The organism is Ruegeria sp. CF8 (assembly GCF_056537285.1).
In genome coordinates, this window is sequence record NZ_JBQFRG010000009.1 from 105,631 (window position 1) to 127,291 (window position 21,661).

The following is a 21,661-nucleotide window of genomic DNA, read 5'->3' on the forward strand; positions in this document are numbered from 1 at the left end:
TTCTAGCTCTGATCAGAGATTAGGCAAATATCATCGAGCTGAGTTTGCGACGTCCGTTCAGAACGATCGGATCATTGGGCTTGAGCGCATCAAAAATGGTGAATAGCTGCGCCTTGGCTGCACCGTCATTCCACTCACGGTCCCGGCGGAACAGCTCCAGCAATTGCGCGACGGCCTCCTCCACTTCTCCGTTTGCGTGCAGGGCCTGGGCCAGATCAAACCGGGTTTGGTGGTTGTCAGGATCAGCCTCAACAGCAGCCGACAGTTCAGCAACAGGGCCTGCATCCGCGGCCTGTTTGGCCAGCTCCAGCTGTGCGTGTGCAGCCTCCAGCTCGGCGGATGTCGAAATCTCGGCCGGAGCGCCATTCAGGATCGCCTCGGCCTGTTCCAGATCGCCGGTGGCGATATGCGCACGCACCAAACCGCCATAGGCCGCCGCGTGGTTGGGGTCTTCACCCAGAATGGCGGCAAAGGTCTGCGCCGCGTCCGCAGCCGCGCCCTCGGTCAGCATTTCCTCGGCGGCTTGCACGGCATCATCCAACTGCCCGCCCGGGCTTTCACCGCCAGCAGCTTCAATCACGCGGTCGACAAACGCCTTGATCTCGGACCCCGGCAAAGCGCCCTGAAACCCATCGACTGGTTGACCCTTGAAGAAAGCGTAAACAGTTGGGATTGACTGGATCCGCATTTGCGAGGCGATCATCTGCGCCTCATCCACGTTGATCTTGACCATCTTCACCGCGCCTTTTGCGGCGGTTACGGCCTCTTCCAGCATTGGGCCAAGTGTCTTGCACGGACCGCACCAAGGCGCCCAGAAATCAACGATGACGGGTGTTTCCTGCGAAGCTTCGACCACATCGGCCATGAAAGTGGCCTCACTCCCGTCTTTGATCAGATCGGTGGCTGGTGCGTCTGCGCCGTTCAGAAGGTCCATGGCAATCACTCTTTCGTTCGAACTTGCGCCCTATATGCAATCGCTTGCAGCAGAAACCAAGGGCAGAGTTACATCTCAGACGTCAAAGGTTGCAAAGACCGGAGCATGATCGCTGGGCTTTTCCCACCCGCGGGCATCGCGCAGGATGCGGCTGGAATGGCCTGCGTTCGAGATATCGGGTGTGGCCCAGACATGGTCCAGTCGTCGCCCTTTATCGGCTGCATCCCAATCACGGGCACGATACGACCACCAGCTGTACAGCTGACCCTCTGGAATATCCTGCCGCGTAATGTCGACCCATCCGCCCGCATCCTGCGTTTCGGCCAGGTGCTCAACCTCGATCGGTGTGTGCGAGACAACCTTGAGCAGTTGTTTATGCGACCAGACATCATCTTCACGCGGGGCGATGTTCAGGTCACCGACAAGGATGGATTTTTCGGGCTTCTCCGCATGGAACCAGTCGCGCATGTCGGTGAGGTAATCGAGTTTCTGGCCGAATTTCTCGTTCTTTTCCCGATCCGGAATATCACCGCCTGCCGGGACGTAGAAGTTGTGGATGGTGATACCGTTCTCCAAACGTCCAGCGATATGGCGTGCGTGGCCGAGACCGGCGAAGTCCTTGTCGCCCACCTCTTCCATTGGTAGGCGCGACAGGATCGCGACGCCGTTATAGCCCTTCTGACCGCGCGCAACCATGTGGGTATAACCCAGCTCGGCAAACCCTTCGGTCGGTATCCGTTCGACGGGCGATTTACATTCCTGCAGGCACAATACATCCGGCGCTTCTTCCTGAAGTAGCTTCAGCACAATAGGCTCGCGCAGGCGAACCGAGTTGATGTTCCAGGTGGCAAGGGTGAAGGGCATGGGGGATTCCTCTGTCGCGGTTGGTGCAACCTAACGCGACGATTGGCATGGCACCACGGAAAAAGAACTCGGTGCATTTGTTGTGGTTCAAGCACTGACGCGGGCGACATCAGCAAGAGCCTCATGCACATTAAGCAAGAATGAATTCCGCTTTAGGAACCGGCGCGCATATGGAAATCGCCCAAGTGGCTGCCAACATCAAAAGCATGAAAATAAGGAGGATACCATGACCAGATTGAAGACACTCGGTGCCGCTGCTTTGGCCGGCAGCCTTGCCTTTGCCACCCATGCAGCTGCCGAAAACACCCCTGATTTACGCGGTGTTTGGAGCGGCACCCACACCGTCGCAGCCCTGCCCAACGACAACAGCGACGGGGTCCCACGCTTTAACGAATCCGAATGGATTCTCGAGATCAAGGAACAGCAAGACAATGCGTTCTGGGGAACCAGCAAATGGAGCCGTATAGGTTCAGACCGCTGGAATGAAGGTCAGGTAACAGGAACAATCAGTCACGATGGATCCGGTTCTATCGCTATGGTGGAAAGCCGGATGGGGGAGGACCGCAAGGTAAACGGATTGATTGATGCCACGTTCGAAGATGGAAAAATCTATGCTGATTTCCGCAGTCTGCGCAGCGGTATAACCTACAGCACCGTGTTGGAGAATGAGGGCACCAGCTAGTCTGTGATGCAAAGCCTCAAGCTTTGCGGCTTAATTTCTGCTGCAAAGTTCTCAACAAAACCGCCAAATCAAAATTTTACCAACTCCCCACAAAAAAAAGCCGGGCCATTCGGCCCGGCAGTCCAACAGGGAGGTGCATGTCATAACCCGGACATGCGCGGGTTGGGAGTAACCTAATTATGAGTACAGGGTATCACTTTGATCCAAGTCAATCCACACCCAGTTAAGACACAAGCCGATATCCACCCGATTCTGTGACCAAAAGGCGCGCATTGGACGGATCGGGCTCGATTTTCTGACGCAGACGGTAGATGTGGGTTTCCAGCGTATGGGTGGTGACACCAGCGTTATAACCCCAGACCTCGTGCAGCAGAACATCCCGCGCGACGACACCATCGGTCGAGCGGTACAGGAACTTGAGAATATTCGTTTCCTTCTCGGTCAGGCGAATTTTGCGATCGTCTTCGGTGATCAGCATCTTCATCGCCGGTTTGAACGTGTAAGGGCCAAGCACAAAGACCGCATCTTCCGACTGCTCATGCTGGCGCAGCTGGGCACGGATGCGGGCAAGAAGAACCGGGAATTTGAAAGGCTTGGAGACATAGTCATTCGCACCTGCATCCAACCCAAGGATGGTATCGGCGTCGCTGTCATGACCGGTCAGCATCAGGATGGGGCTTTTGACGCCTTGCTTGCGCATCAGGCGGCACAGCTCGCGCCCATCGGTATCAGGCAGGCCGACATCCAGAATGACCAGGTCATAGATCGCCTCACGCGCACGTTCCATCGCCGAGGTCCCGTCAGAGGCTTCGAACACATCGAAATCCTCGGTCATTACAAGTTGCTCGCTGAGCGCCTCGCGCAGATCCTCGTCATCGTCCACCAACAGGATTTTCTTGAGCTGAGCCATTTCCCGGTCCTCCAAACGCTTTTCCATCACTTGCGTGTGGAATATGAAATCAACAAGCTTTACTGCAATCGTCTCACGCCTTCGTGTCAGAGTTTGCAGAAATGTTTCACATTTCCTTTCGTAAGAGATAGGAAAAGGGCTGAACGTTGTAGGGTAACCTAGATGAGCCTCACCCCCGATATTTCTGAATTGCTGGCCCGCGCACGGGCTGATCTGCGCATGGGTGTTCCCGTGGCCCTTACCGACGACAGCGGCTACAGCGTGCTTGCCGTGTCTGCGGAAACGCTCAGCCCGCAGCGTCTGGCCGATCTTAAGGCATTGGGAACGCCGGTTGTGGCCATAACCGGACGGCGGGCCGAGACGCTTAAGGCCCGGGCCTATGACGGAGATCTGGCGCGGGTTTTGGTTCCCGCAGATGCGGATATTACCTGGGTTCAGGCCGTGGCCGATCCTTCGGACGATCTGAACGCGCCGATGAAAGGCCCGTTGATGACCGAGCGTCAGGGCAATGCCAATCTGCATCGTATCGCAATCGCGTTGGCAAAGTCCGCGCGTATCCTTCCGGCAGCTGTGGTTGTTTCCATCGAAGACGGGCGTTCTTTTGCCACTACACATGGCCTGACATGCATTGATCACACGCGCGCGGCACCACATCTGGCAGATCGCAGCGCATTGCACGAAGTGGTTGCCGCCCGCCTGCCAATGGAAGTGTCAGAGGCCGGTCGCCTGCACATCTTCCGCCCCGAAGACGGTGGTGAAGAACACTATGCCGTCGAAATCGGCCGCCCGGATCGGGACAAACCGGTGTTGGCCCGTTTGCACTCGGCCTGCTTTACGGGCGACCTGATGGGCAGTCTGAAATGTGACTGCGGTCCGCAGTTGCGTGGAGCACTGGCGCAGATGGGATCAGAAGGCGCTGGTGTCTTGTTGTATCTCAACCAGGAAGGTCGCGGCATTGGGCTGGCCAACAAGATGCGGGCCTATTTCCTTCAGGATCAAGGCTTTGACACGGTCGAAGCGAACCACAGGCTGGGCTTTGAGGACGACGAGCGCGATTTCCGGCTTGGTTCGGACATACTGAAGTCACTGGGGTTTAGTTCAGTTCGCCTTTTGACAAACAACCCTGCCAAGATCGCAATGATGGAGCGGACAGGGATCGCTGTAACTGAACGCGTGCCTTTGAAAGTGGGAGAAACGGCTCATAACCGGGGATATCTGGCGACAAAGGCCGCAAAGTCGGGGCATTTGCTTTGACCCCCAGCGATCTTGTGCTGACCCCGCGTGGTGTTCGGTTTCTGGGAAGGGTTTTCCCTTGCACCATTGGTAAAAGCGGGGTGAGCAGGTCCAAGCGAGAAGGCGACGGCGCCACACCCACCGGGTATCATCGGATTGTCGGGATGCTGTACCGTGCGGACAGGATTGCGCGCCCAGCGTACTGGGCGCACCCGATTGGCCCTCGGGATTTATGGTCGGATGACGTATCTGACAGCAACTACAATCACATGGTACCTGCCCCATACGCCTTTAGTCACGAAAAACTGCGCCGTGCCGATCCGCTTTACGATCTGGTCCTTTTGACAGATTGGAACTGGCCGAATGCCGTCCCCGGGAAAGGATCAGCCATCTTCTTGCATCAGTGGCGCCGACCCGGATATCCGACCGAAGGTTGCGTCGCCTTTCGCCGGGATCACCTGCATTGGATCGCCGATCGAGTTGCCCCCGGTACCCGCCTGATTATTCCTGAGGTTTAACTCGTTCGCCGAAAATGGCCGAGCCTACACGCACATGGGTTGCACCCAAAGCGATGGCTTGCTCAAAATCGCCACTCATCCCCATCGACAGCCCTTCCAAACCATTGCGTGCGGCGATCTTGGCCAGAAGCGCAAAATGCAATGAGGGTTCTTCGTCGACAGGGGGAATGCACATCAATCCACGCACAGGAAGATCAAGCGCCTTGCAATCAGCAATGAACTTATCCGCGTCGGTGGGAAGAATACCGGCCTTTTGTTCTTCTTCTCCCGTATTGACCTGAATGAACAAATCCGGGCAGGTTCCCATCTCTTGCGCCAAGCGGGCCAGTGTTTTGGCCAGTTTTGGACGATCCACCGAATGAATCGCATCGCATAACTCCACCGCCTGCCGGGCCTTGTTGGTTTGCAACGGGCCGATAAGGTGTAGATCAATTCCTTCGAACTGCTCTTTGAAGGCGGGCCATTTGCTTGCAGCTTCTTGCACCCGATTCTCTCCGAAACACCTGTGCCCCTGCTCCAGAACCGCCTGCACGCGTTCATTCGGCTGCACTTTGGACACAGCAATCAGTTTCACTGAGCCAACCTCACGCTCGGATTTGGATTCGGCTTTGGCGATACGTGCGGTGATGTCTTGCAGCGACATGGAATCCTCAATCTGTCTTTGGCGCAGGAAAACACCAAGTCGGCACAAAAGAAAAGGGCGAGTCCGAAGACCCGCCCTCAAACCTTACGGTTCAGATCAGCTTAGAAGTTGAACTGAGCACCGAAGTCAGCAACGATGGTGTCGCTTGTGCAGATGTCACAGTCGTTGCGGCCGATACCACCGCGCAGCGATGCACCGCCACCCAGGTCGTAGATCGCACCGATTGCAACCTGCTGCAGGTCGGCATTCGCGTTACCGTCACCGTAGGTGAACAGCAGGGTGGTTGCAGCGCCCAGGTTGTAGGCTGCCGACAGACCCCATGCAGTACCGTCGGTCGCAGCAACCTGAGTTGCGTCGTCCGCGACAAACAGAGTACCCGAGAAGTCACCGAATTCTGCACCCAGGGTCAGAACGGTCAGGCTCGGATCGCTAACACCAGCAACACCCGAGTCGGTCTGACCGTAGGCCAGAGCGGCTGTGATGTTGTTGAAGGTGTAGGTTGCGCTGATGTCCCAACGGTCGTTGCCGTCAACAACGGTGAACGGTGCCAGGCTTACAGAGTCAGCACCTTGGTCGTACGATGCGCCAAACGCGAAGTCGCCAACCGAGTACTGGAAGAATACGCCGTTCGAACCCGAACCGGTCGAGGAGTATGCCAGGAAGCTGTAGTTAACACCCGAATACTGACCTGCGAACAGTTCCAGACCAACTTCGTTGCCGTAGTAGTTTGCCAGGTTGTCGAACGAACCTGCTACGTTGCCGGCGTCAACACGCAGACCACCGTAGATGACCGAGAAACGCGCGCCGTTCAGGCCAGCTGCGTTTGCTTCGCCTTGGTTGTCATCATCGGCCTGCAGACGAACACGACCTTCAAAGCGAACGCCGCTGTCGGTTTCAACGATACCGTCGATGTTCAGGCGGAAGCGCGAAACCAGGATCGCGTCGCTTACGTCTGCACCAACCAGCGGGATCGACGAGCTGGTAACACCGGCCAGAACCTGACCGTTGACGGTGGTGGTGAGGAATGCGTTTGCAGTCGTCGCGGTGACAACACCCAGACGATCTTCAACGTAGCCAACACCAAAGCGGCCATAACCGCTGAATTTTACTTCAGCTGCTGCAACGCCTGCGGTCGCAATCAGCGCCGTCGATGCGAAGAGAACTTTTTTCATCTTGTTTCCCTCGGTTTCAATAAAGAGTTATCTACTCGACACATGCCTCGGCATATGTCTCAGCACGGACACCGTTTCGCTCTTTTTGCCCCCTTTGCGCAAGCTTGGCATAAGCGCGGTGGCGTCATTGGGGTCAGATTGGTGCAAGGATGCCACAGTCGGTTTCCCCCCAACACCAGCCACATACCGGGTTTTCAGAAGAATAGGCTTGTTGCAGCGGGGGTCCTTGGCTAGGAGTATCCCTTGAATACTGCACAACAAGTGAAACAGGACCTGTTTACAATGCGCCTGCCGACGACTTTGGGATTGATCATGCTGACCGCCACTATTTCGGCATGTGGGCAGAATCAAAGCGCCTCGACGACTTATACGCCCAACCTCGCAGGCGGAAATTCCGACGAGCGCGAATTGAACGACCCCAACCGCACAACGCTGTGGGATATATTTGACCGCAGCACGGCCGAGCAGGTGACAAATGTGAACCGCTACCTGTGGGCCGCCTCTCTTGATGTGCTGAACTTCTTGCCTGTTCAAGAGGTCGACCCATTTACCGGAGTGATCGTAACGGGTTACGGTACACCACCGGGTGGAGGACGCTCTTACAGGGCCACGGTTCACATTAGCGACCCGGCACTGGCCGCACGGTCATTGTCGGTTGCCCTGCAATCCAGTGGAGGCTCTCCGGTCAGCGCAGCAACGACGCGCGCTGTCGAGGATGCGATTCTGTCTCGTGCCCGTCAGCTACGCATTGCGGACAACAAGTTCTAGCAACCCGCCGAAAATCACACTAATACCACGCCGGGTTCCTACCCGGCGTTTTCATTCACGAAGGACCGCACGATGTCGCGCTACTCGGCCAACGAAATCGAAGCAAAATGGCAAGAGGCCTGGGACAAGGCCGGAATCTTCACCGCCAACCACAAGGCGGACAAGCCAAAATACTACGTGCTTGAGATGTTCCCCTACCCTTCCGGCCGAATCCATATGGGACATGTGCGCAACTACACAATGGGTGACGTGATCGCGCGCCACAAACTGGCAACCGGTCACAACGTGCTGCATCCGATGGGTTGGGACGCGTTCGGGATGCCTGCCGAAAACGCTGCAATGGCCATTGGCGGCCACCCCAAAGACTGGACTTATGGCAACATCGCCGACATGCGAGGGCAGATGAAGCCGCTGGGCCTGTCCATCGACTGGTCTCGTGAATTCGCCACCTGCGACCCTGAATATTACGGCCAGCAGCAGGCGTTGTTCCTGGATATGCTCGAAGCCGGGCTGGTTTACCGCAAAAACGCAGTTGTGAACTGGGACCCTGTCGACATGACCGTTTTGGCCAACGAACAGGTGGAAAACGGGCGCGGTTGGCGTTCAGGGGCGCTCGTGGAACGCCGAGAACTTACACAGTGGTTCTTTAAGATATCGGATTACTCCGAGGAATTGCTCGACGCGCTGGATACGTTGGACAACTGGCCCGCCAAGGTGCGTCTGATGCAGGAAAACTGGATCGGCAAGTCGCGCGGCCTGCAATTCGGGTTTGAACGCACCGATGGTGGGAACCCAATCACGGTTTACACGACTCGCCCTGATACGCTGTTGGGCGCGTCTTTTGTCGGCATTTCGCCGGATCACCCGATTGCCAAGAAGCTCGAGGCCGAAAACCCTGAAGTTGCTGAATTTGTTGCCGAATGCCGCAAAGGCGGCACTACCGAAGAGGCCATCGAGACCGCCGAAAAGCTGGGCTATGACACCGGTATTCGCGTTAAGCACCCGCTGGACCCGAACTGGGAGCTGCCCGTTTGGATCGCGAACTTCATCCTGATGGATTACGGCACCGGCGCAATCTTTGCCTGCCCGGCACATGACCAGCGTGACCTCGACTTCTGCCGCAAATACGGTCTGCCGGTGGTCGACACATTCTTTGCGCTGGATGATGACACGCCGGTGGACAAAATCGCGTTCGTGCCGCCCAAAACCGAAAAAGTTCGCTGGGTGAACCATTTCGCCGGTCTGACCGAAGCAACGGGCGACGAGGCGATCAATGCCACCGTCGATTTTGCAGAAAAGGCCGGTTGGGGCGAAGGCGTCACCAAATACCGCCTGCGTGACTGGGGCCTCAGCCGCCAGCGCTATTGGGGCTGCCCGATTCCTGTTGTGCACTGCGACAGCTGCGGTGTGGTGCCCGAGAAGAAAGAGAACCTGCCGGTTCGCCTGCCCGATGATGTCTCGTTCGACAAACCGGGCAACCCGCTGGACCGCCACCCGACCTGGCGCGACTGTACCTGCCCGAAATGTGGGGCTCCGGCCAAGCGCGAAACCGATACGATGGACACCTTTGTTGATTCGTCTTGGTATTTCGCCCGTTTCACTGCGCCGCGCGCCGAAACGCCCACCGATCTGGCCGAAGCTGAATACTGGATGAATGTCGATCAGTATATCGGCGGCATCGAGCACGCGATTCTTCACCTGCTCTATTCCCGATTCTTTGCACGCGCGATGAACATAACCGGTCATCTGCCGAAAAAGGCCATCGAACCTTTTGATGCGCTGTTCACGCAAGGCATGGTGACGCATGAGATTTACCAGACCCGCGACGCCAACGGACGCCCGGTCTATCACCTGCCCGAGGATGTGACGGACGGAAAACTGGCTGATGGCACTGAGGTCGAGATCATACCATCGGCCAAGATGTCCAAGTCGAAGAAAAACGTGGTCGACCCGGTTAGCATCATTTCAGCTTTTGGTGCTGACACAGCACGCTGGTTCGTTTTGTCCGACTCGCCACCCGAGCGGGACGTGGAATGGACCGCGTCAGGGGCCGAAGCGGCCTTTAAACACCTGAGCCGGGTGCATCGGATCACGTCCGAAATCGCCGGAACAGATGTTCCGTCCAATGCCGAGGACGAAGCTTTGATGCGCGAAATGCACAAAGCGATCCATGACGTGTCGGGTGGCGTCGAATCCTTTGGCTTCAATGCCTCCATTGCCAAGCTGTATGCCTTCACCAACACGCTGGCCAAGTCCAAAGCCGGAACCGCAGCCAAACGCGAAGCAGCCAAAACGCTGGCGCAACTGATGTCGCCGATGACCCCGCACCTGTCTGAAGAGCTTTGGCACATGCTGGGTGGCGAAGGTCTGGTGGCCACCGCAGCATGGCCCGTCGCGGATGAGGCGATGCTGGTTGACGATACCATCACCCTGCCGATCCAGATCAACGGCAAACGTCGTGCGGAAATCAGCGTGTCCAAAGACCTGGCCAAGGACGAGGTTGAAAAAATCGCGCTCAGCACCGAAGCTGTACAAAAGGCGCTGGATGGTAACGCGCCTAAGAAAGTGATCGTAGTTCCGGGCCGGATTGTGAATGTCGTTGTTTAACCGCAGAACCCTTTTTCTGATACCGCTGGCCGCCTGTTTTCTTGGTGCGGCATGTGGCTTTCAACCGGTCTACGCGCCCGGGGGAACTGGATCGCAACTCTACGGCAAAGTTGCCGTGTCAGAGCCGAGCACCGTCGACAGTTATCTTCTGGTTCAGAACCTTGAACAGCAACTGGGCCGCAGTGCCGACACGGTCAGCGCGTACAAGCTGGATGTTCAGGTCACAACAGTGACGCGCGGAGCAGCGATCACCACGACGAATGAAACACAGCGATACACGATCGACGGGAGCGCCCAGTACACTCTGCGATCCAACGAAACCGGGCAAATCGTGGCTTCTGGCACTGTGACAGACTTTGTGTCTTACTCCGCAGCAGGCTCAACGGTATCCACCCTGGCCGATGAACGTGATGCTAAAGATCGTCTGATGGTGATTCTCTCAGGGCAGATCACAAACCGTCTATACGCAACACCGGATCTGGCCACATGAAGCTGAGCCCGCGCGAGGCTGATGGGTATTTCGCCAAGCCGGATGCGGACAAAACCGGATTGTTGATTTACGGCGCCGACGCGATGCGCGTGGCGCTCAAGCGTCAGCAGGTACTGTCGGCTTTGCTTGGCCCCGGCGCGGAGGAGGAAATGCGCCTGACCCGTCTGCCCGGCAACGACCTGCGCGGAGATCCAGCATTGCTGCTAGATGCGGTTAAGGCCGTTGGGTTCTTTCCCGGTCCACGCGCGGTGTTTGTAGAAGAGGCTACAGAAACCGCAGCACCCTCCATATTGGCCGCGCTTGAGGATTGGGCCCCCGGAGATGCCCAGATCATCGTCACGGCCGGGCAACTGAAACCCAGTTCGAAAATTCGCAAAGCGTTCGAAGCACACCCCGCGGCTTATGCGGTAGGCATCTATGACGACCCACCATCCCGCGCCGAGGTGGAACGGATTCTGACCGAATCGGGCCTGAAGAACATACCCCGCGATGTCATGTCTGCCATCAGCGAGCTGGCCGTCAGCCTCAGCCCCGGCGATTTCGCCCAAACCATTGAGAAACTGCCGCTTTACAAGCGCGGCGACAGTTCCGAGCTGACCATCGAAGACATCGAAGCCTGCGCCCCGCGCTCGACCGAAGCCGCGTTAGACGATGTTCTTAACGTGGTGGCCGAAGGTCGCGCGGGCGAGATCGGACCATTGATCCGGCGCTTGCAGGCGCAAGGGACAAATGGCGTGACATTGTGCATTGGGGCCACCCGGCATTTTCGCACGCTTTATGCCTGCGCTTCGGACCCGGGCGGCGCGGCACAGGGTATCGGAAAGTTGCGCCCTCCGGTTTATGGCAAGCGGCGGGACCGTATTCTGCGACAGGCGCAGGGGTGGGGCGCACCCAAGCTGGAAACTGCCCTGACGGTTCTGACCGACACGGATTTATCACTGCGATCTGCCGGTCAAACGGCACCCGCTATGGCCCTGGTGGAACGCGCCATGATCCGCCTTGCGATGCTGGCGCGATCACGTTGAACTACGGGGTCTTTTCCAGCCAATTTGCGGCTGCCAGACCAGCCCACCGTCCGGTGGCCAAGCAGGCCGTCAGTAGATAGCCCCCTGTTGGAGCCTCCCAGTCGAGCATTTCTCCGGCGCAGAACACACCCGGCAAAGCGGTCAGCATCAGCCCGTCATCCAACGACGCCTTTTTAACGCCCCCTGCTGTCGAGATTGCTTCGTCTATCGGGCGCAGACCGGCATGCAGGATTGGCAGCTTCTTCAAAGCGGCAATCTGGTCTGGTTGTGCTATATACCCGCGTTTGACCATCTCATGAAACACTGCGACTTTCTGCGGGGACAGGTTCAGCGACTTTCTCAACCACTGAGACAGTGTAACCTTCGATCGTTTCGCGGCATAACGCGCCCGCAGGGTTGGCTGACACAGATCAGGCACCAAATCCACGAACAACGGCTGTCCGGCACGCAAGGCTGGAGTGAGCGAATACAGCCCGCCGCCCTCCAGCCCATTTGCAGAAATCGCGGCTTCCCCGCGACTTTCAGAGTCGCCTGCCATCCACCGGACAGACTTCAACGCGGCCCCAAAGTGTGGCCGCATATGATCGCTCCAATCCACGGAAAGGGCAGAATTCGCAGGCTTAAAAGCAGCCAGATCCACACCTCTGCTTGCAAGAGCCTGTGCCCACTGACCGTCCGAGCCAAGGCGTGCCCAGCTTGCCCCGCCCAGCGCCAGTACGGTGGCATCTGGTGAAACGCTGCGCGCGCCGTCCGGAGTGTCAAACTTCAGCGCCTCACCTTCCCAACCTGTCCAGCGCCAGCGGGTTTTGACCTCAACCTTTGCATCGTCCAACCGGGCCAGCCAGGCCCGCAACAGCGGCGAAGCTTTCATAACCTCGGGGAAAACCCGGCCGGTTGAGCCTGTGAACAAGGGCTGACCCAAGTCACGCGCCCAGCGCTGTACCGCATCGGAGTCGAAAGCAGAAATCATCGGATTCAACCAATCCGAAGCCTCGCCGTATGCGCAGATCAAGGTATCGAACGGCTCATCCTTGGTCAGGTTCAGCCCGGATTTTCCAGCCATCAGAAACTTACGCGCGACTGACGGTTTGGCCTCGGCTACCAGCACAGAATGCCCTGCAGCGGCCAGTTGCTCGGCGGCCATCAACCCGGCTGGGCCTGCTCCGATCACCACTGCCTGCGCCATTCACACCCTCTTGCCTTCGCCGCTTTCAGGCGCAAGTTTCTAACCATCATGACGAACAGCGATCCGATCTGCCCGCTCTGCGACCGCCCGATCCCCGACGGAAGCGGCAGCCTGCATCATCTGATCCCAAAACTCAAAGGAGGCAAGGGCGGACCAACCGTTCTTTTGCATCAGATCTGTCATAAAGAGGTTCATGCCACCCTGACCGAGGCCGAACTGGCGCGCAATTTCAACACGGTCGAAGCCCTGCGCGCGCACCCAAGGCTTGAAAAGTTCCTGAACTGGGTTCGCAAACGCCCACCCGGCTTTCGTTCAAAAGTTCCGGGCAAACGGCGGGGACGGTGATCAACCCGGCAGGATCGGGTCTCCGAAGGCATCGATCAGATGTTCAGGCACGCCTTCGATTTCAATGCCCTGACAATCCGGCACAGGCGCGAACTGAGCCCCCGCAACGTGCTGAAATTCCAGTGTTGTATAAGGTCGCTTCCATAGCCATTCCCGGTTTTCAACCGACCACAAATCTGGATTTGGAGGCGTTTCCTGCGTGAAGGCATAGAAATGCAGGTCAAAGCCGTAAGGAGCAACCTCTTGCATGGATAACAATGACATACCCTGCCCGCGCCAAAACGTGTCTTCCGCCGCGATATCCCCGGTCCGCAACGTGATCTGACCGATCCGCGCCTGTGCAAAAGGCGCATCAGGATCAGCAGCGTGCAGAGGCCGGTTGCCTTCGAAATCATGTTGCAGCAACTCGATGACAAAGCCTTCGGGGTCGGCCAGATGACACATGTAGCCGATATCCAGGAACTGGTTCGGATCGCTTACCGGAACATCCCGCGCGCGCAGGTGGGTCGCAGCAAGATCAACATCCGGTACGGTGATCCCTATTTTCCAATAACGCTGCCCTCGGTCATGGGTGTACCCGCCGCCGCCCGGCAGCAACAGAAGGTCTGCATCATCGCCCGCATAACCCACACGAAAGTTAGCGCCTTCTTCCCTGACGAACATGCCCAAAATGTCGCGATAAAAGGCCGCCAACTGGCGCGGATCAGCGACCCGCAAACGCAGGGCAGAGATCCTCATGAACACAACCCTGCGATTCCGGCGGCAATCTTCGGGTCGGCGTTCACGCTATCAGCCACCAGATCGCGTGCGGTTTGCATAAGATGATCAGGTTCTACAATCCGGTCTACCAATCCAAACGCATAAGCCTCTTGTGCAGTGATCTTTTGACCAGCCATCAAAATCAACTTTGCGCGCGCCGGTCCGACCAAAGCCGCCAGCCTCTTTGGATCGGACGGTTGCGGCAAAAATCCCAGTTTCATCACCGGATAGAAAAACTTGGCCGAGGGCACCGCGATGCGCAGGTCACATGCCAGGGCCATACCGTTGGCCCCACCAGCCAAGGTTCCGTTCAGTGCAGCAACAGTCAGGCAAGGCAGAGCCGCAATAGCGCCAGACAGACGTTCCCAGACATCCGACGTGGCCAGACCGGCGCGCGCTTCGTCAAGATCGGCACCGGCACTGAACACCTTGCCCGCCCCTGTCAGGATCAACGCCTTCGCCTCGGTCGCAGCTTCTGCGATCTCGGCCAATTCCGCCAGCATCGCCCCGGTCAGAGCGTTGGCTTTGTCCGGGTTGTTGATCTTGGCGATCCAAAGACCATCCTCTTTGGTCAGATCGATCATATCAGCCCAACCCGTTTGCGGATGTCTTCCAACCGCAGCGAGATTTCGGTGCCCAGGAACTCATCCGCATCATCAGAACACATCCAGAGCAACGCCCGCGCGGGCCAGTCTGCGGGGATGTGCACATCCCAATCCAGTTGACTGACCGGATTGATGCCGCTGGCCTTGATGGACCGCTGCATATCCGTGGCCACGGTTCCCGGTGACAGGCCCATGGCGCGAATGCCGTTATGGGCCTCTTCCAGATGCAGGCATTCCGTTAGCATTTTGGCCCCGGCCTTAGACGCACAGTAGTGGCTCCACGCTTCAACCGGATTTGATGCCGCCCCGGACGAGATGGTCAGAATGCTTCCTCCGCCAGCGGCCCGCATGATCGGCAGCGCGGCGCGCATTCCGTAAAAGACACCTTTAAGGTTGATGTCGATGGCCTTGCTCCATGCCTTTGTATCGGCGTTCGAGAGATGAAAGATCGGATCGATCACCCCGGCATTGCCAACTAAAACATCCAACCCACCAAAATGATCCACGCACGTGGCCACAGCCTGTTCGACCTGCGCAAAATCGCTGACATCGCAGGTCAGCGCAATCGCCTGATCGCCCAGTGCAGCAGCCAAAGCGTCGATCTGATCGTGGCTGCGCGCCACCAAGGCGACATTGGCCCCGGCCGCGGCAAAAACGCGCCCCGCTTCAGCTCCGATTCCCCGGCTGGCCCCTGTAATGAGTACCGTTTTACCCTGCATCTGCCCCTCCTCGCGTGCTGTAATTGCTGTCGGCTACAGCCGTAGCGCGGAAACGGGGAAAGGGTCCAGCCCTTGCCCCCTTGACGATACCCGCCACAAACCCGACCATGCGCCACAAATTGATCAAGAAGGGTTACCTTATGTCCGTTTTCTTCCGCCGCAGTTGCGGTGCCGCTTTGGCCTATGCCTTTGCTACTCAGGGTGCGTTTGCCGACCTGACGGCTGATGATGTTTGGGCCGATTGGCAAAGTTATTTCACCTCGATGGGTTACTCCGTTACGGGCGACGAAAGCTCGACGGGTGGCGTAACCACCATTTCGAACATGACGCTTTCGCTGGCTCTGCCCGAAGAAGACGGGCAATTCCAGATGGTCATGCCAGAGATGACGCTGACGGAAAACGGCGACGGAACTGTGACTGTCGGTGTACCGGAGAACTTTCCTATGGTCGTCACAGGTCAGGCTGAGGAAGGCGATTTCTCGGCGACTGTGAACTACTCTCACAAACAGTTGAACATGGTGGTTTCGGGCTCTCCCGAAGACATGACCTACGATTACACCGCCGATACGCTGGGTGTAGTATTGGAGTCGATCGAGGTCGAGGGCGAAGCGGTCCCGGATGATGTCTTTAACTTGGCGGTTGAAGCAAATGACCTGACAGGCAGCTCACGCATGCAAATCGGTGAAAACCGCGATCTCACCCAGACATTCAACGCAGCCAGCCTGACCTACAACATGAACTTTCAGGATCCTGAAAGTGGCGAAACCGGGTTGATCAACGGTCAGTTGGACCAACTGGCGTTCGAGGGTGAAAACGTGTTTCCGGAAGACATTGACCTTTCGGACCCGCAATCCTTCTACGAAGCCGGTTTTGCCTTTGACGGAATCTTTACCTACGCTTCGGGCAGCACTGACCTGAGCGGTACGAGTGAAGGTCAGGCGTTCTCGATGAACAGTACCTCGGAAGGCGGGCGCTTTGCCGCCACCATCGACTCTGAGAAACTGGTCTATGATATCGACCAAAACAGCACAAAACTTGCGGTGACGACCGCGGACCTGCCCTTCCCGATTGAGATCTCAATGGCCAAGGCCGGGCTCAACTTTGAGTTCCCGGTTCAGCAGTCAGAAGAGGTTCAACCGTTTGGCTTGGGGTTCAATCTGACCGATTTCACGATGTCAGACGTGCTGTGGAGCATTTTTGATCCCGCAGGTGCGCTGCCGCGTGATCCGGCAACGATTGCGCTGGATGCAACGGGAACGGCCAAGGTTCTGATGAACATCTTTGATCCGGAAATCGACATTGAGTCAGACGAAGCTCCGGGAGAGCTGCATTCTCTGAAAATCAACGAACTGCTTGTGTCTCTGGTTGGCGCAAAACTGACAGGTGATGGCGATTTTGCGTTCGACAATTCGAACACCGAAGAATTTGACGGTCTGCCCAGCCCAAGCGGCGTTGCGAACCTTCAGCTTGTCGGTGCCAACCAGTTGATCGATACCCTGATCGGGATGGGCATCATTTCGGACAATGACGCTTTGGGCGCCCGGATGATGATGGGTCTGATGGCTGTTCCGGGCGAAGAACCCGACACATTGAACTCGACCATCGAGTTTACCGAAGATGGCCAGATTCTGGCGAATGGCCAACGCATCAAGTAAAGCTGAAAAAGGGCTGTATACCTTGCAGCCCTTTATTCCATTTCCTGCCCAAAATCACAGTAACAGGGTGGCTTCTTCAAGATCGTCATCACACAATCCAGTCACGGGTCTTGCGACACGGGCAGTCCAAGGCTAGGTCGTTGGACACAAATCCGGAGGCCTCATGACCCGCACACCAGAAGAAATCAGTCAGCAATTGCTTGATGTGGCCCGCAAGGCAGGCGCAGAGGCAGCAGATGCCATCGTGCTTGACGGCTCCTCGGTCGCGGTCGAAGTGCGCAGCGGCGCACTGGAACATGCGGAACGCTCGGAAGGCACAGATCTGGGGCTACGGGTTTTTCTGGGCAAACGGTCTGCCATCGTATCCAGTTCCGACAGCCGCCCGGAAACCCTGCACGCAATGGCTGAACGCGCTGTGGCCATGGCCAAAGAAGCCCCTGAAGATCCCTTTTCCGGGCTGGCAGAAAGTGACCAGTTGGTAAGTGAGTGGGATGTGCAATCGCTGGAGTTGCTGGACCCAGCCCCCGCGCCATCCGCCGAAACCCTGATGCAGGATGCTCTGACAGCCGAAGCCGCGGCAATGGCTGTGCCGGGTGTCACTCAAGTCTCAGATGCGGCGGCAAGCTATGGAACCCACCGCGTGCATCTGGCCGCCACAAATGGGTTTGCCGGCGGATACGAACGCAGCAGCCGGTCTGTGTCCTGCGTTGCGATTTCGGGCGAAGGCACCGGGATGGAACGGGATTACGACGGGGACAGCCGGACGTTCCAATCCGACATGCGCAGTGCCGACGAAATCGGGCGCACGGCAGGCGAACGCGCCGTACAGCTAGTTGGCGCACGCAAGCCCGAAACTGGCAGTTTCCCTGTGTTGTTTGATGAACGCATCTCGTCGTCTCTTATCGGCCATCTGCTGGCCGCCAGTAATGGCGCAGCTATTGCGCGGGGTGCGTCCTGGCTGAAGGATTGTCTGGGTCAAGAGGTCCTGCCTGCGCACCTGTCCATTATCGAAGACCCCCATCGCCCGCGCATCTCGGGCTCGCGCCCTTTTGATGCCGAGGGTTTGCCGACACAGCGCCGAGCGATTGTAGAAAACGGTGTCCTCACTGGTTGGACGCTGGATCTGTCCAGCGCACGCAAGCTGGACATGGTTTCAACAGGCAACGCCGCGCGTGGCGTGTCCGGCCCGCCGTCTCCCAGTAACTGGAACCTCAGCCTGACGCAGGGCGACCAAAGCCGAGCTGATCTGTTGCAGGATATGGGCACCGGCTTGCTGGTCACATCCATGATCGGGTCGACGATAAACCCCAACACCGGTGACTATTCCCGTGGGGCCTCTGGGTTCTGGGTCGAAAACGGTGAAATCACGCATCCGGTCAATGAATGCACCATCGCAGGTAATCTTCGGGACATGCTACGCCGGATCGTTCCGGCCAATGACGCCCGCCCCTATCTGTCGCGTGTGGTCCCCTCGTTGCTGATCGAAGGAATGACACTTGCCGGCAACTGACCTGTCCCTGCTGATTGACGCGGCGCTGGAGGCCGGCAAAATCGCCACACGGTATTCCGGGGCGCAGGCACAGCGCTGGGATAAACCCGGTGGTGCCGGTCCGGTTACCGAAGCCGATCTGGCGGTCAATGCTATGCTTGAGGAGCGGCTGCGCGCCGCTCGGCCGGGGTATGGTTGGTTGAGCGAGGAATCTGAGGATACGGTCGAGCGGCTAGAGCGCAGCAATGCCTTCATCATCGACCCGATTGACGGCACTCGCAGCTTTGCCGAAGGCGCTCGCACTTGGGCGCATTCCATTGCCGTCGCCGAGGAAGGCCGGGTTACGGCCGCTGTGGTTTACCTCCCGATGCGGGATCTGCTTTATGCCGCTGCCAAGGGCGAGGGTGCTACGCTGAATGGTGAGACGATCACCACCTCGGCGATTGCCGAGTTGCAGCGCTCGGAAATTCTGGCTGCCAAACCAAATCTCGATACGCGGCACTGGCGCAATGGGCATGTGCCCGATTTCGAATGCGCCTATCGACCGTCCCTAGCCTATCGGATGGCTTTGGTCGCGCAGGGACGGTTTGATGCGATGCTGACCCTGCGCCCCAGCTGGGAATGGGACATTGCCGCCGGTGATCTGATCATCCGCGAGGCGGGCGGTGTCTGTTCCGACCGGGCGGGGCAACCCTTGATGTTTAACAACGCCCACCCCAGGCTGAACGGCGTTATTGCGGCCAATGCAGCTCTGCACGAAGAACTGACTAATCGGCTGGATCCAACCGGGCCCGGGATCGGAGCATGAGCAAACCGCGATCTTTAAGCCTTGCGGCCTACAGGGTTCTGTCTTGGGGAATGCGAAACAGCGTTGGGCAGAACACCGACCTGTCACGTCCTGAAGGCGAGCTTCTATGGATCCATATCGCCACACCGGGTCACCTGCGCGCGGTGAACGACTTTTGTCACCGGTTGCTGCAAATTCGGTCCGATCTGAGCTTTGTTCTGACCGCGCCTCCTGGCGTAGATTTGGACAGCTGGCCGCAACATGATTTCCCGCTGCTCAACCTGCCGCAGGACCAAAGCGGTGCTGTGCGTGGCTTCCTGGATCACTGGCGTCCGTCTATGGGGCTTTGGGTGGGCGGCGATCTGATGCCAAACATCCTGACCCGAGCCGAAGAACACGACATCCCGCTTGTTCTGTTCGATGCTCAGTTCAGCGTTACCTTACCCCGAAGCGCACGCTGGTTGCCGGATATCACGCGGGCCACGTTTGACTGTTTTCAACACGTCATGACTGCATCGCCAGAAACAGCGCGCCAGATCCGCCGACTGGGCATTCCATCTTCCAAAGTCCATGAATCGCCGCCCCTGCGCATCAGTCCCAATCCCAAGCCCTGGCCCGAAGACGAGTTGATTGAAACCAATCACACCCTTGCCGGGCGACCCGTCTGGCTGGCAGCTTGGGTTCAGGACAAAGAGTTTATTTCAGTTCTGACGGCTCACCGGCAAGCCCTTCGGATGCTGCATCGGCTTGTTCTTGTGTTGCACGTGGCTGACGAACTTGAGGCCGGACCGCTGAAACGACGGCTTGAAACAATGGATCTGCGCTGCATCAATTGGGACGTCGGTGAAGAGATTGAAGATACTACGCAGGTGATACTAACATCGGATCCAGAAAACCTGGGCCTTTGGTGCCGTGTGTCCGCTGTCACATTTATGGCCAGTTCTCTGGAGCGTGACGCGGGCGGTCGTGATCCTTCCGAGTCGATTGCATTGGGATCTGCCATTATCTACGGACCTTTTGTTCAACGACACGACACCTTGTACACTCAGTTGCAGCAGGCAGGTGCCGCCAAACAGGTCAAGACAGCAACCGAACTGGGGGACGCACTGATCGAACTTCTGGCACCGGATATCGCCGCAGGTATGGCCTTGGCCGGATGGCAGATGATAACCGAAGGCGCGCCACAAGCGGATGCATTGATTGAAATGGTGCAGGATATTCTGGATCAGCGGAGTGCGGAATATGCGGGCACCTGATTTCTGGAACACCGCGCCGGATCAACTGGACCTCAGGGCGCGTCTGCTGGCGCCGTTCGGTCACCTTTATGCCGCTGCGACTGCACGTCGGGTCGCCTCGAAGGTCGGCGAACAGCCGGGCGTGCCTGTGATCTGTATCGGCAACCTCAATGCAGGTGGGACTGGAAAAACACCCACGGTGATCTGGACCCTCGAGCAGCTCAGAAATGCATGGCACGAGCCGCATGTCGTCACGCGAGGGCATGGGGGGTCGCTGGAAGGCCCTTTGCAGGTCGATCCTGCCAAACACACTGCCGCCGAGGTCGGAGATGAGCCGTTGCTGCTGGCGATGTTTGGCGAGGTTTGGGTCGCCAAGGACCGGGCTGCAGGTGCTCGGGCGGCTGCGGCTGCGGGCGCGACGGTGATCGTGCTGGACGATGGGTTTCAAAACCCTGCGGTCGCCAAAGATCTTTCCGTCATCGTTGTCGATGCTCAACGCGGTTTTGGAAACGGGCTTTGCTTGCCCGCCGGACCCTTGCGCGAACCTGTGAACGTTGGTTTGCAACGCGCCGATCTGGTGCTGTCACTGGGCGATGAGGCCGCGCAAAAGGCGTTTTCGTCGCAATGGAGCACGCAACTGACCGTACCCCATGTCACCGGGGTCATTGAACCATTGCAGACCGGCATGGATTGGACAGGGACGCGCGCACTGGCCTTTGCAGGTATTGGCTATCCCGAAAAATTCTTTCAGACCCTGCGCCGTCTGGGCGTCGAACTGGTGCGGGCCGAAGCATTGGATGATCACCAGCCCCTGACCCAGGCCTTGATGACCCGGCTGGAAAACGACGCACGTATGTTAGGGGCTCAGATGATCACGACCGAGAAAGACGCTGTGCGCCTGCCCCCTGCTTTCCGAAGTAAGGTGATCACACTGCCGGTCCGGCTTCAGATACCAGAAGGCGAAAAGGTGAAAGAGATGCTGCTAACTGCGGCCCCGTCACCTAAGTAGATTCGGCCGACCCCATCAGGGTCGAC

Annotated in this window: 22 protein-coding genes; 13 read left to right on the forward strand and 9 right to left on the reverse strand. The window is 57.8% G+C overall.

Translation table 11 applies throughout. The features are described 5' to 3' along the window. Window positions 1-19 precede the first annotated feature (19 nt). Both trxA and ACR0EV_RS18840 read right to left on the reverse strand, forming a co-directional pair. Window positions 20-934 (reverse strand): thioredoxin, encoded by a 915-nt coding sequence (gene trxA / locus ACR0EV_RS18835; RefSeq protein ID WP_480801511.1) that lies wholly within the window; start codon window positions 932-934, stop codon window positions 20-22. A 75-nt stretch (window positions 935-1,009) separates the two neighbouring features. Next, window positions 1,010-1,798 (reverse strand): exodeoxyribonuclease III, encoded by a 789-nt coding sequence (locus ACR0EV_RS18840; protein WP_480801512.1) that lies wholly within the window; start codon window positions 1,796-1,798, stop codon window positions 1,010-1,012. Between the two features lie 226 nt (window positions 1,799-2,024). Here ACR0EV_RS18840 and ACR0EV_RS18845 point away from each other — a divergent pair, with 226 nt between their 5' ends. Then, window positions 2,025-2,480, forward strand: coding sequence for a hypothetical protein (locus tag ACR0EV_RS18845; RefSeq protein ID WP_480801513.1), 456 nt, complete (start codon window positions 2,025-2,027; stop codon window positions 2,478-2,480). Between the two features lie 223 nt (window positions 2,481-2,703). Here ACR0EV_RS18845 and ACR0EV_RS18850 read toward each other — a convergent pair whose 3' ends face one another. Then, window positions 2,704-3,390, reverse strand: coding sequence for a response regulator transcription factor (locus tag ACR0EV_RS18850; RefSeq protein ID WP_171096035.1), 687 nt, complete (start codon window positions 3,388-3,390; stop codon window positions 2,704-2,706). A 162-nt stretch (window positions 3,391-3,552) separates the two neighbouring features. Here ACR0EV_RS18850 and ribA point away from each other — a divergent pair, with 162 nt between their 5' ends. Beyond that, window positions 3,553-4,644 (forward strand): GTP cyclohydrolase II, encoded by a 1,092-nt coding sequence (gene ribA / locus ACR0EV_RS18855; protein WP_480801514.1) that lies wholly within the window; start codon window positions 3,553-3,555, stop codon window positions 4,642-4,644. Continuing rightward, complete coding sequence (locus tag ACR0EV_RS18860; protein ID WP_480801515.1) at window positions 4,641-5,141, forward strand: L,D-transpeptidase family protein; 501 nt, start codon at window positions 4,641-4,643, stop codon at window positions 5,139-5,141. Before ribA ends, ACR0EV_RS18860 begins: the two co-directional genes overlap by 4 nt. On the opposite strand, the gene ACR0EV_RS18865 is transcribed toward ACR0EV_RS18860, so the two are convergent. Together ACR0EV_RS18865 and ACR0EV_RS18870 are read right to left on the reverse strand one after the other, a co-directional pair. Beyond that, window positions 5,125-5,784, reverse strand: a complete 660-nt coding sequence (locus ACR0EV_RS18865) for a YggS family pyridoxal phosphate-dependent enzyme (RefSeq protein ID WP_480801516.1) — start codon at window positions 5,782-5,784, stop codon at window positions 5,125-5,127. The two genes, ACR0EV_RS18860 and ACR0EV_RS18865, sit on opposite strands and share 17 nt — an antisense overlap. Before the next feature lie 101 nt (window positions 5,785-5,885). Beyond that, window positions 5,886-6,956, reverse strand: coding sequence for a porin (locus ACR0EV_RS18870; RefSeq protein WP_480801517.1), 1,071 nt, complete (start codon window positions 6,954-6,956; stop codon window positions 5,886-5,888). 282 nt (window positions 6,957-7,238) lie between these two features. On the opposite strand from ACR0EV_RS18870, the gene ACR0EV_RS18875 reads away from it, so the two are divergent. The 4 genes from ACR0EV_RS18875 to holA all read left to right on the forward strand — a co-directional run bounded on the left by ACR0EV_RS18875 (window position 7,239) and on the right by holA (window position 11,846). Then, window positions 7,239-7,724 carry a DUF3576 domain-containing protein gene (locus ACR0EV_RS18875; protein ID WP_480801586.1) on the forward strand — a complete coding sequence of 162 codons (486 nt, stop codon included), beginning with the start codon at window positions 7,239-7,241 and terminating at the stop codon, window positions 7,722-7,724. A 72-nt stretch (window positions 7,725-7,796) separates the two neighbouring features. Then, window positions 7,797-10,331, forward strand: coding sequence for a leucine--tRNA ligase (leuS, locus tag ACR0EV_RS18880; protein ID WP_480801518.1), 2,535 nt, complete (start codon window positions 7,797-7,799; stop codon window positions 10,329-10,331). Continuing rightward, on the forward strand, window positions 10,318-10,821 hold the full coding sequence (gene lptE / locus ACR0EV_RS18885; RefSeq protein ID WP_480801519.1) for an LPS assembly lipoprotein LptE: 504 nt from the start codon (window positions 10,318-10,320) through the stop codon (window positions 10,819-10,821). The genes leuS and lptE overlap by 14 nt, the downstream gene beginning before the upstream one ends. Then, window positions 10,818-11,846 (forward strand): DNA polymerase III subunit delta, encoded by a 1,029-nt coding sequence (gene holA / locus ACR0EV_RS18890; RefSeq protein WP_480801520.1) that lies wholly within the window; start codon window positions 10,818-10,820, stop codon window positions 11,844-11,846. The genes lptE and holA overlap by 4 nt, the downstream gene beginning before the upstream one ends. A 1-nt stretch (window position 11,847) precedes the next feature. On the opposite strand, the gene ACR0EV_RS18895 is transcribed toward holA, so the two are convergent. After that, window positions 11,848-13,032 carry a TIGR03862 family flavoprotein gene (locus ACR0EV_RS18895; RefSeq protein WP_480801521.1) on the reverse strand — a complete coding sequence of 395 codons (1,185 nt, stop codon included), beginning with the start codon at window positions 13,030-13,032 and terminating at the stop codon, window positions 11,848-11,850. 48 nt (window positions 13,033-13,080) lie between these two features. Here ACR0EV_RS18895 and ACR0EV_RS18900 point away from each other — a divergent pair, with 48 nt between their 5' ends. Beyond that, window positions 13,081-13,377, forward strand: coding sequence for an HNH endonuclease (locus ACR0EV_RS18900; RefSeq protein ID WP_480801522.1), 297 nt, complete (start codon window positions 13,081-13,083; stop codon window positions 13,375-13,377). Here ACR0EV_RS18900 and ACR0EV_RS18905 read toward each other — a convergent pair whose 3' ends face one another. The 3 genes from ACR0EV_RS18905 to ACR0EV_RS18915 are packed head-to-tail and all read right to left on the reverse strand — an operon-like array spanning window position 13,378 to window position 15,460. Then, complete coding sequence (locus ACR0EV_RS18905) at window positions 13,378-14,115, reverse strand: VOC family protein (protein ID WP_480801523.1); 738 nt, start codon at window positions 14,113-14,115, stop codon at window positions 13,378-13,380. Continuing rightward, window positions 14,112-14,720: an enoyl-CoA hydratase/isomerase family protein gene (locus tag ACR0EV_RS18910; protein ID WP_480801524.1), complete on the reverse strand. Its 609-nt coding sequence runs from the start codon at window positions 14,718-14,720 to the stop codon at window positions 14,112-14,114. The genes ACR0EV_RS18905 and ACR0EV_RS18910 overlap by 4 nt, the downstream gene beginning before the upstream one ends. Beyond that, the gene (locus tag ACR0EV_RS18915) at window positions 14,717-15,460 is read right to left on the reverse strand and encodes an SDR family oxidoreductase (protein WP_480801525.1); all 744 of its coding nucleotides are present in this window, start codon (window positions 15,458-15,460) and stop codon (window positions 14,717-14,719) included. Before ACR0EV_RS18915 ends, ACR0EV_RS18910 begins: the two co-directional genes overlap by 4 nt. A gap of 140 nt (window positions 15,461-15,600) precedes the next feature. Between ACR0EV_RS18915 and ACR0EV_RS18920 the strand changes: the two genes are divergently transcribed. From ACR0EV_RS18920 to lpxK, 5 genes are all read left to right on the forward strand, one after another. Beyond that, complete coding sequence (locus ACR0EV_RS18920; RefSeq protein ID WP_480801526.1) at window positions 15,601-17,115, forward strand: DUF2125 domain-containing protein; 1,515 nt, start codon at window positions 15,601-15,603, stop codon at window positions 17,113-17,115. Window positions 17,116-17,278: 163 nt separating this feature from the next. Next, on the forward strand, window positions 17,279-18,625 hold the full coding sequence (locus ACR0EV_RS18925; RefSeq protein ID WP_480801527.1) for a TldD/PmbA family protein: 1,347 nt from the start codon (window positions 17,279-17,281) through the stop codon (window positions 18,623-18,625). Beyond that, window positions 18,612-19,412 (forward strand): inositol monophosphatase family protein, encoded by an 801-nt coding sequence (locus ACR0EV_RS18930; RefSeq protein ID WP_480801528.1) that lies wholly within the window; start codon window positions 18,612-18,614, stop codon window positions 19,410-19,412. The genes ACR0EV_RS18925 and ACR0EV_RS18930 overlap by 14 nt, the downstream gene beginning before the upstream one ends. Continuing rightward, window positions 19,409-20,647 carry a 3-deoxy-D-manno-octulosonic acid transferase gene (locus ACR0EV_RS18935; RefSeq protein ID WP_480801529.1) on the forward strand — a complete coding sequence of 413 codons (1,239 nt, stop codon included), beginning with the start codon at window positions 19,409-19,411 and terminating at the stop codon, window positions 20,645-20,647. The genes ACR0EV_RS18930 and ACR0EV_RS18935 overlap by 4 nt, the downstream gene beginning before the upstream one ends. After that, window positions 20,634-21,635 carry a tetraacyldisaccharide 4'-kinase gene (gene lpxK, locus ACR0EV_RS18940; RefSeq protein WP_480801530.1) on the forward strand — a complete coding sequence of 334 codons (1,002 nt, stop codon included), beginning with the start codon at window positions 20,634-20,636 and terminating at the stop codon, window positions 21,633-21,635. Before ACR0EV_RS18935 ends, lpxK begins: the two co-directional genes overlap by 14 nt. Window positions 21,636-21,661 lie beyond the last annotated feature (26 nt).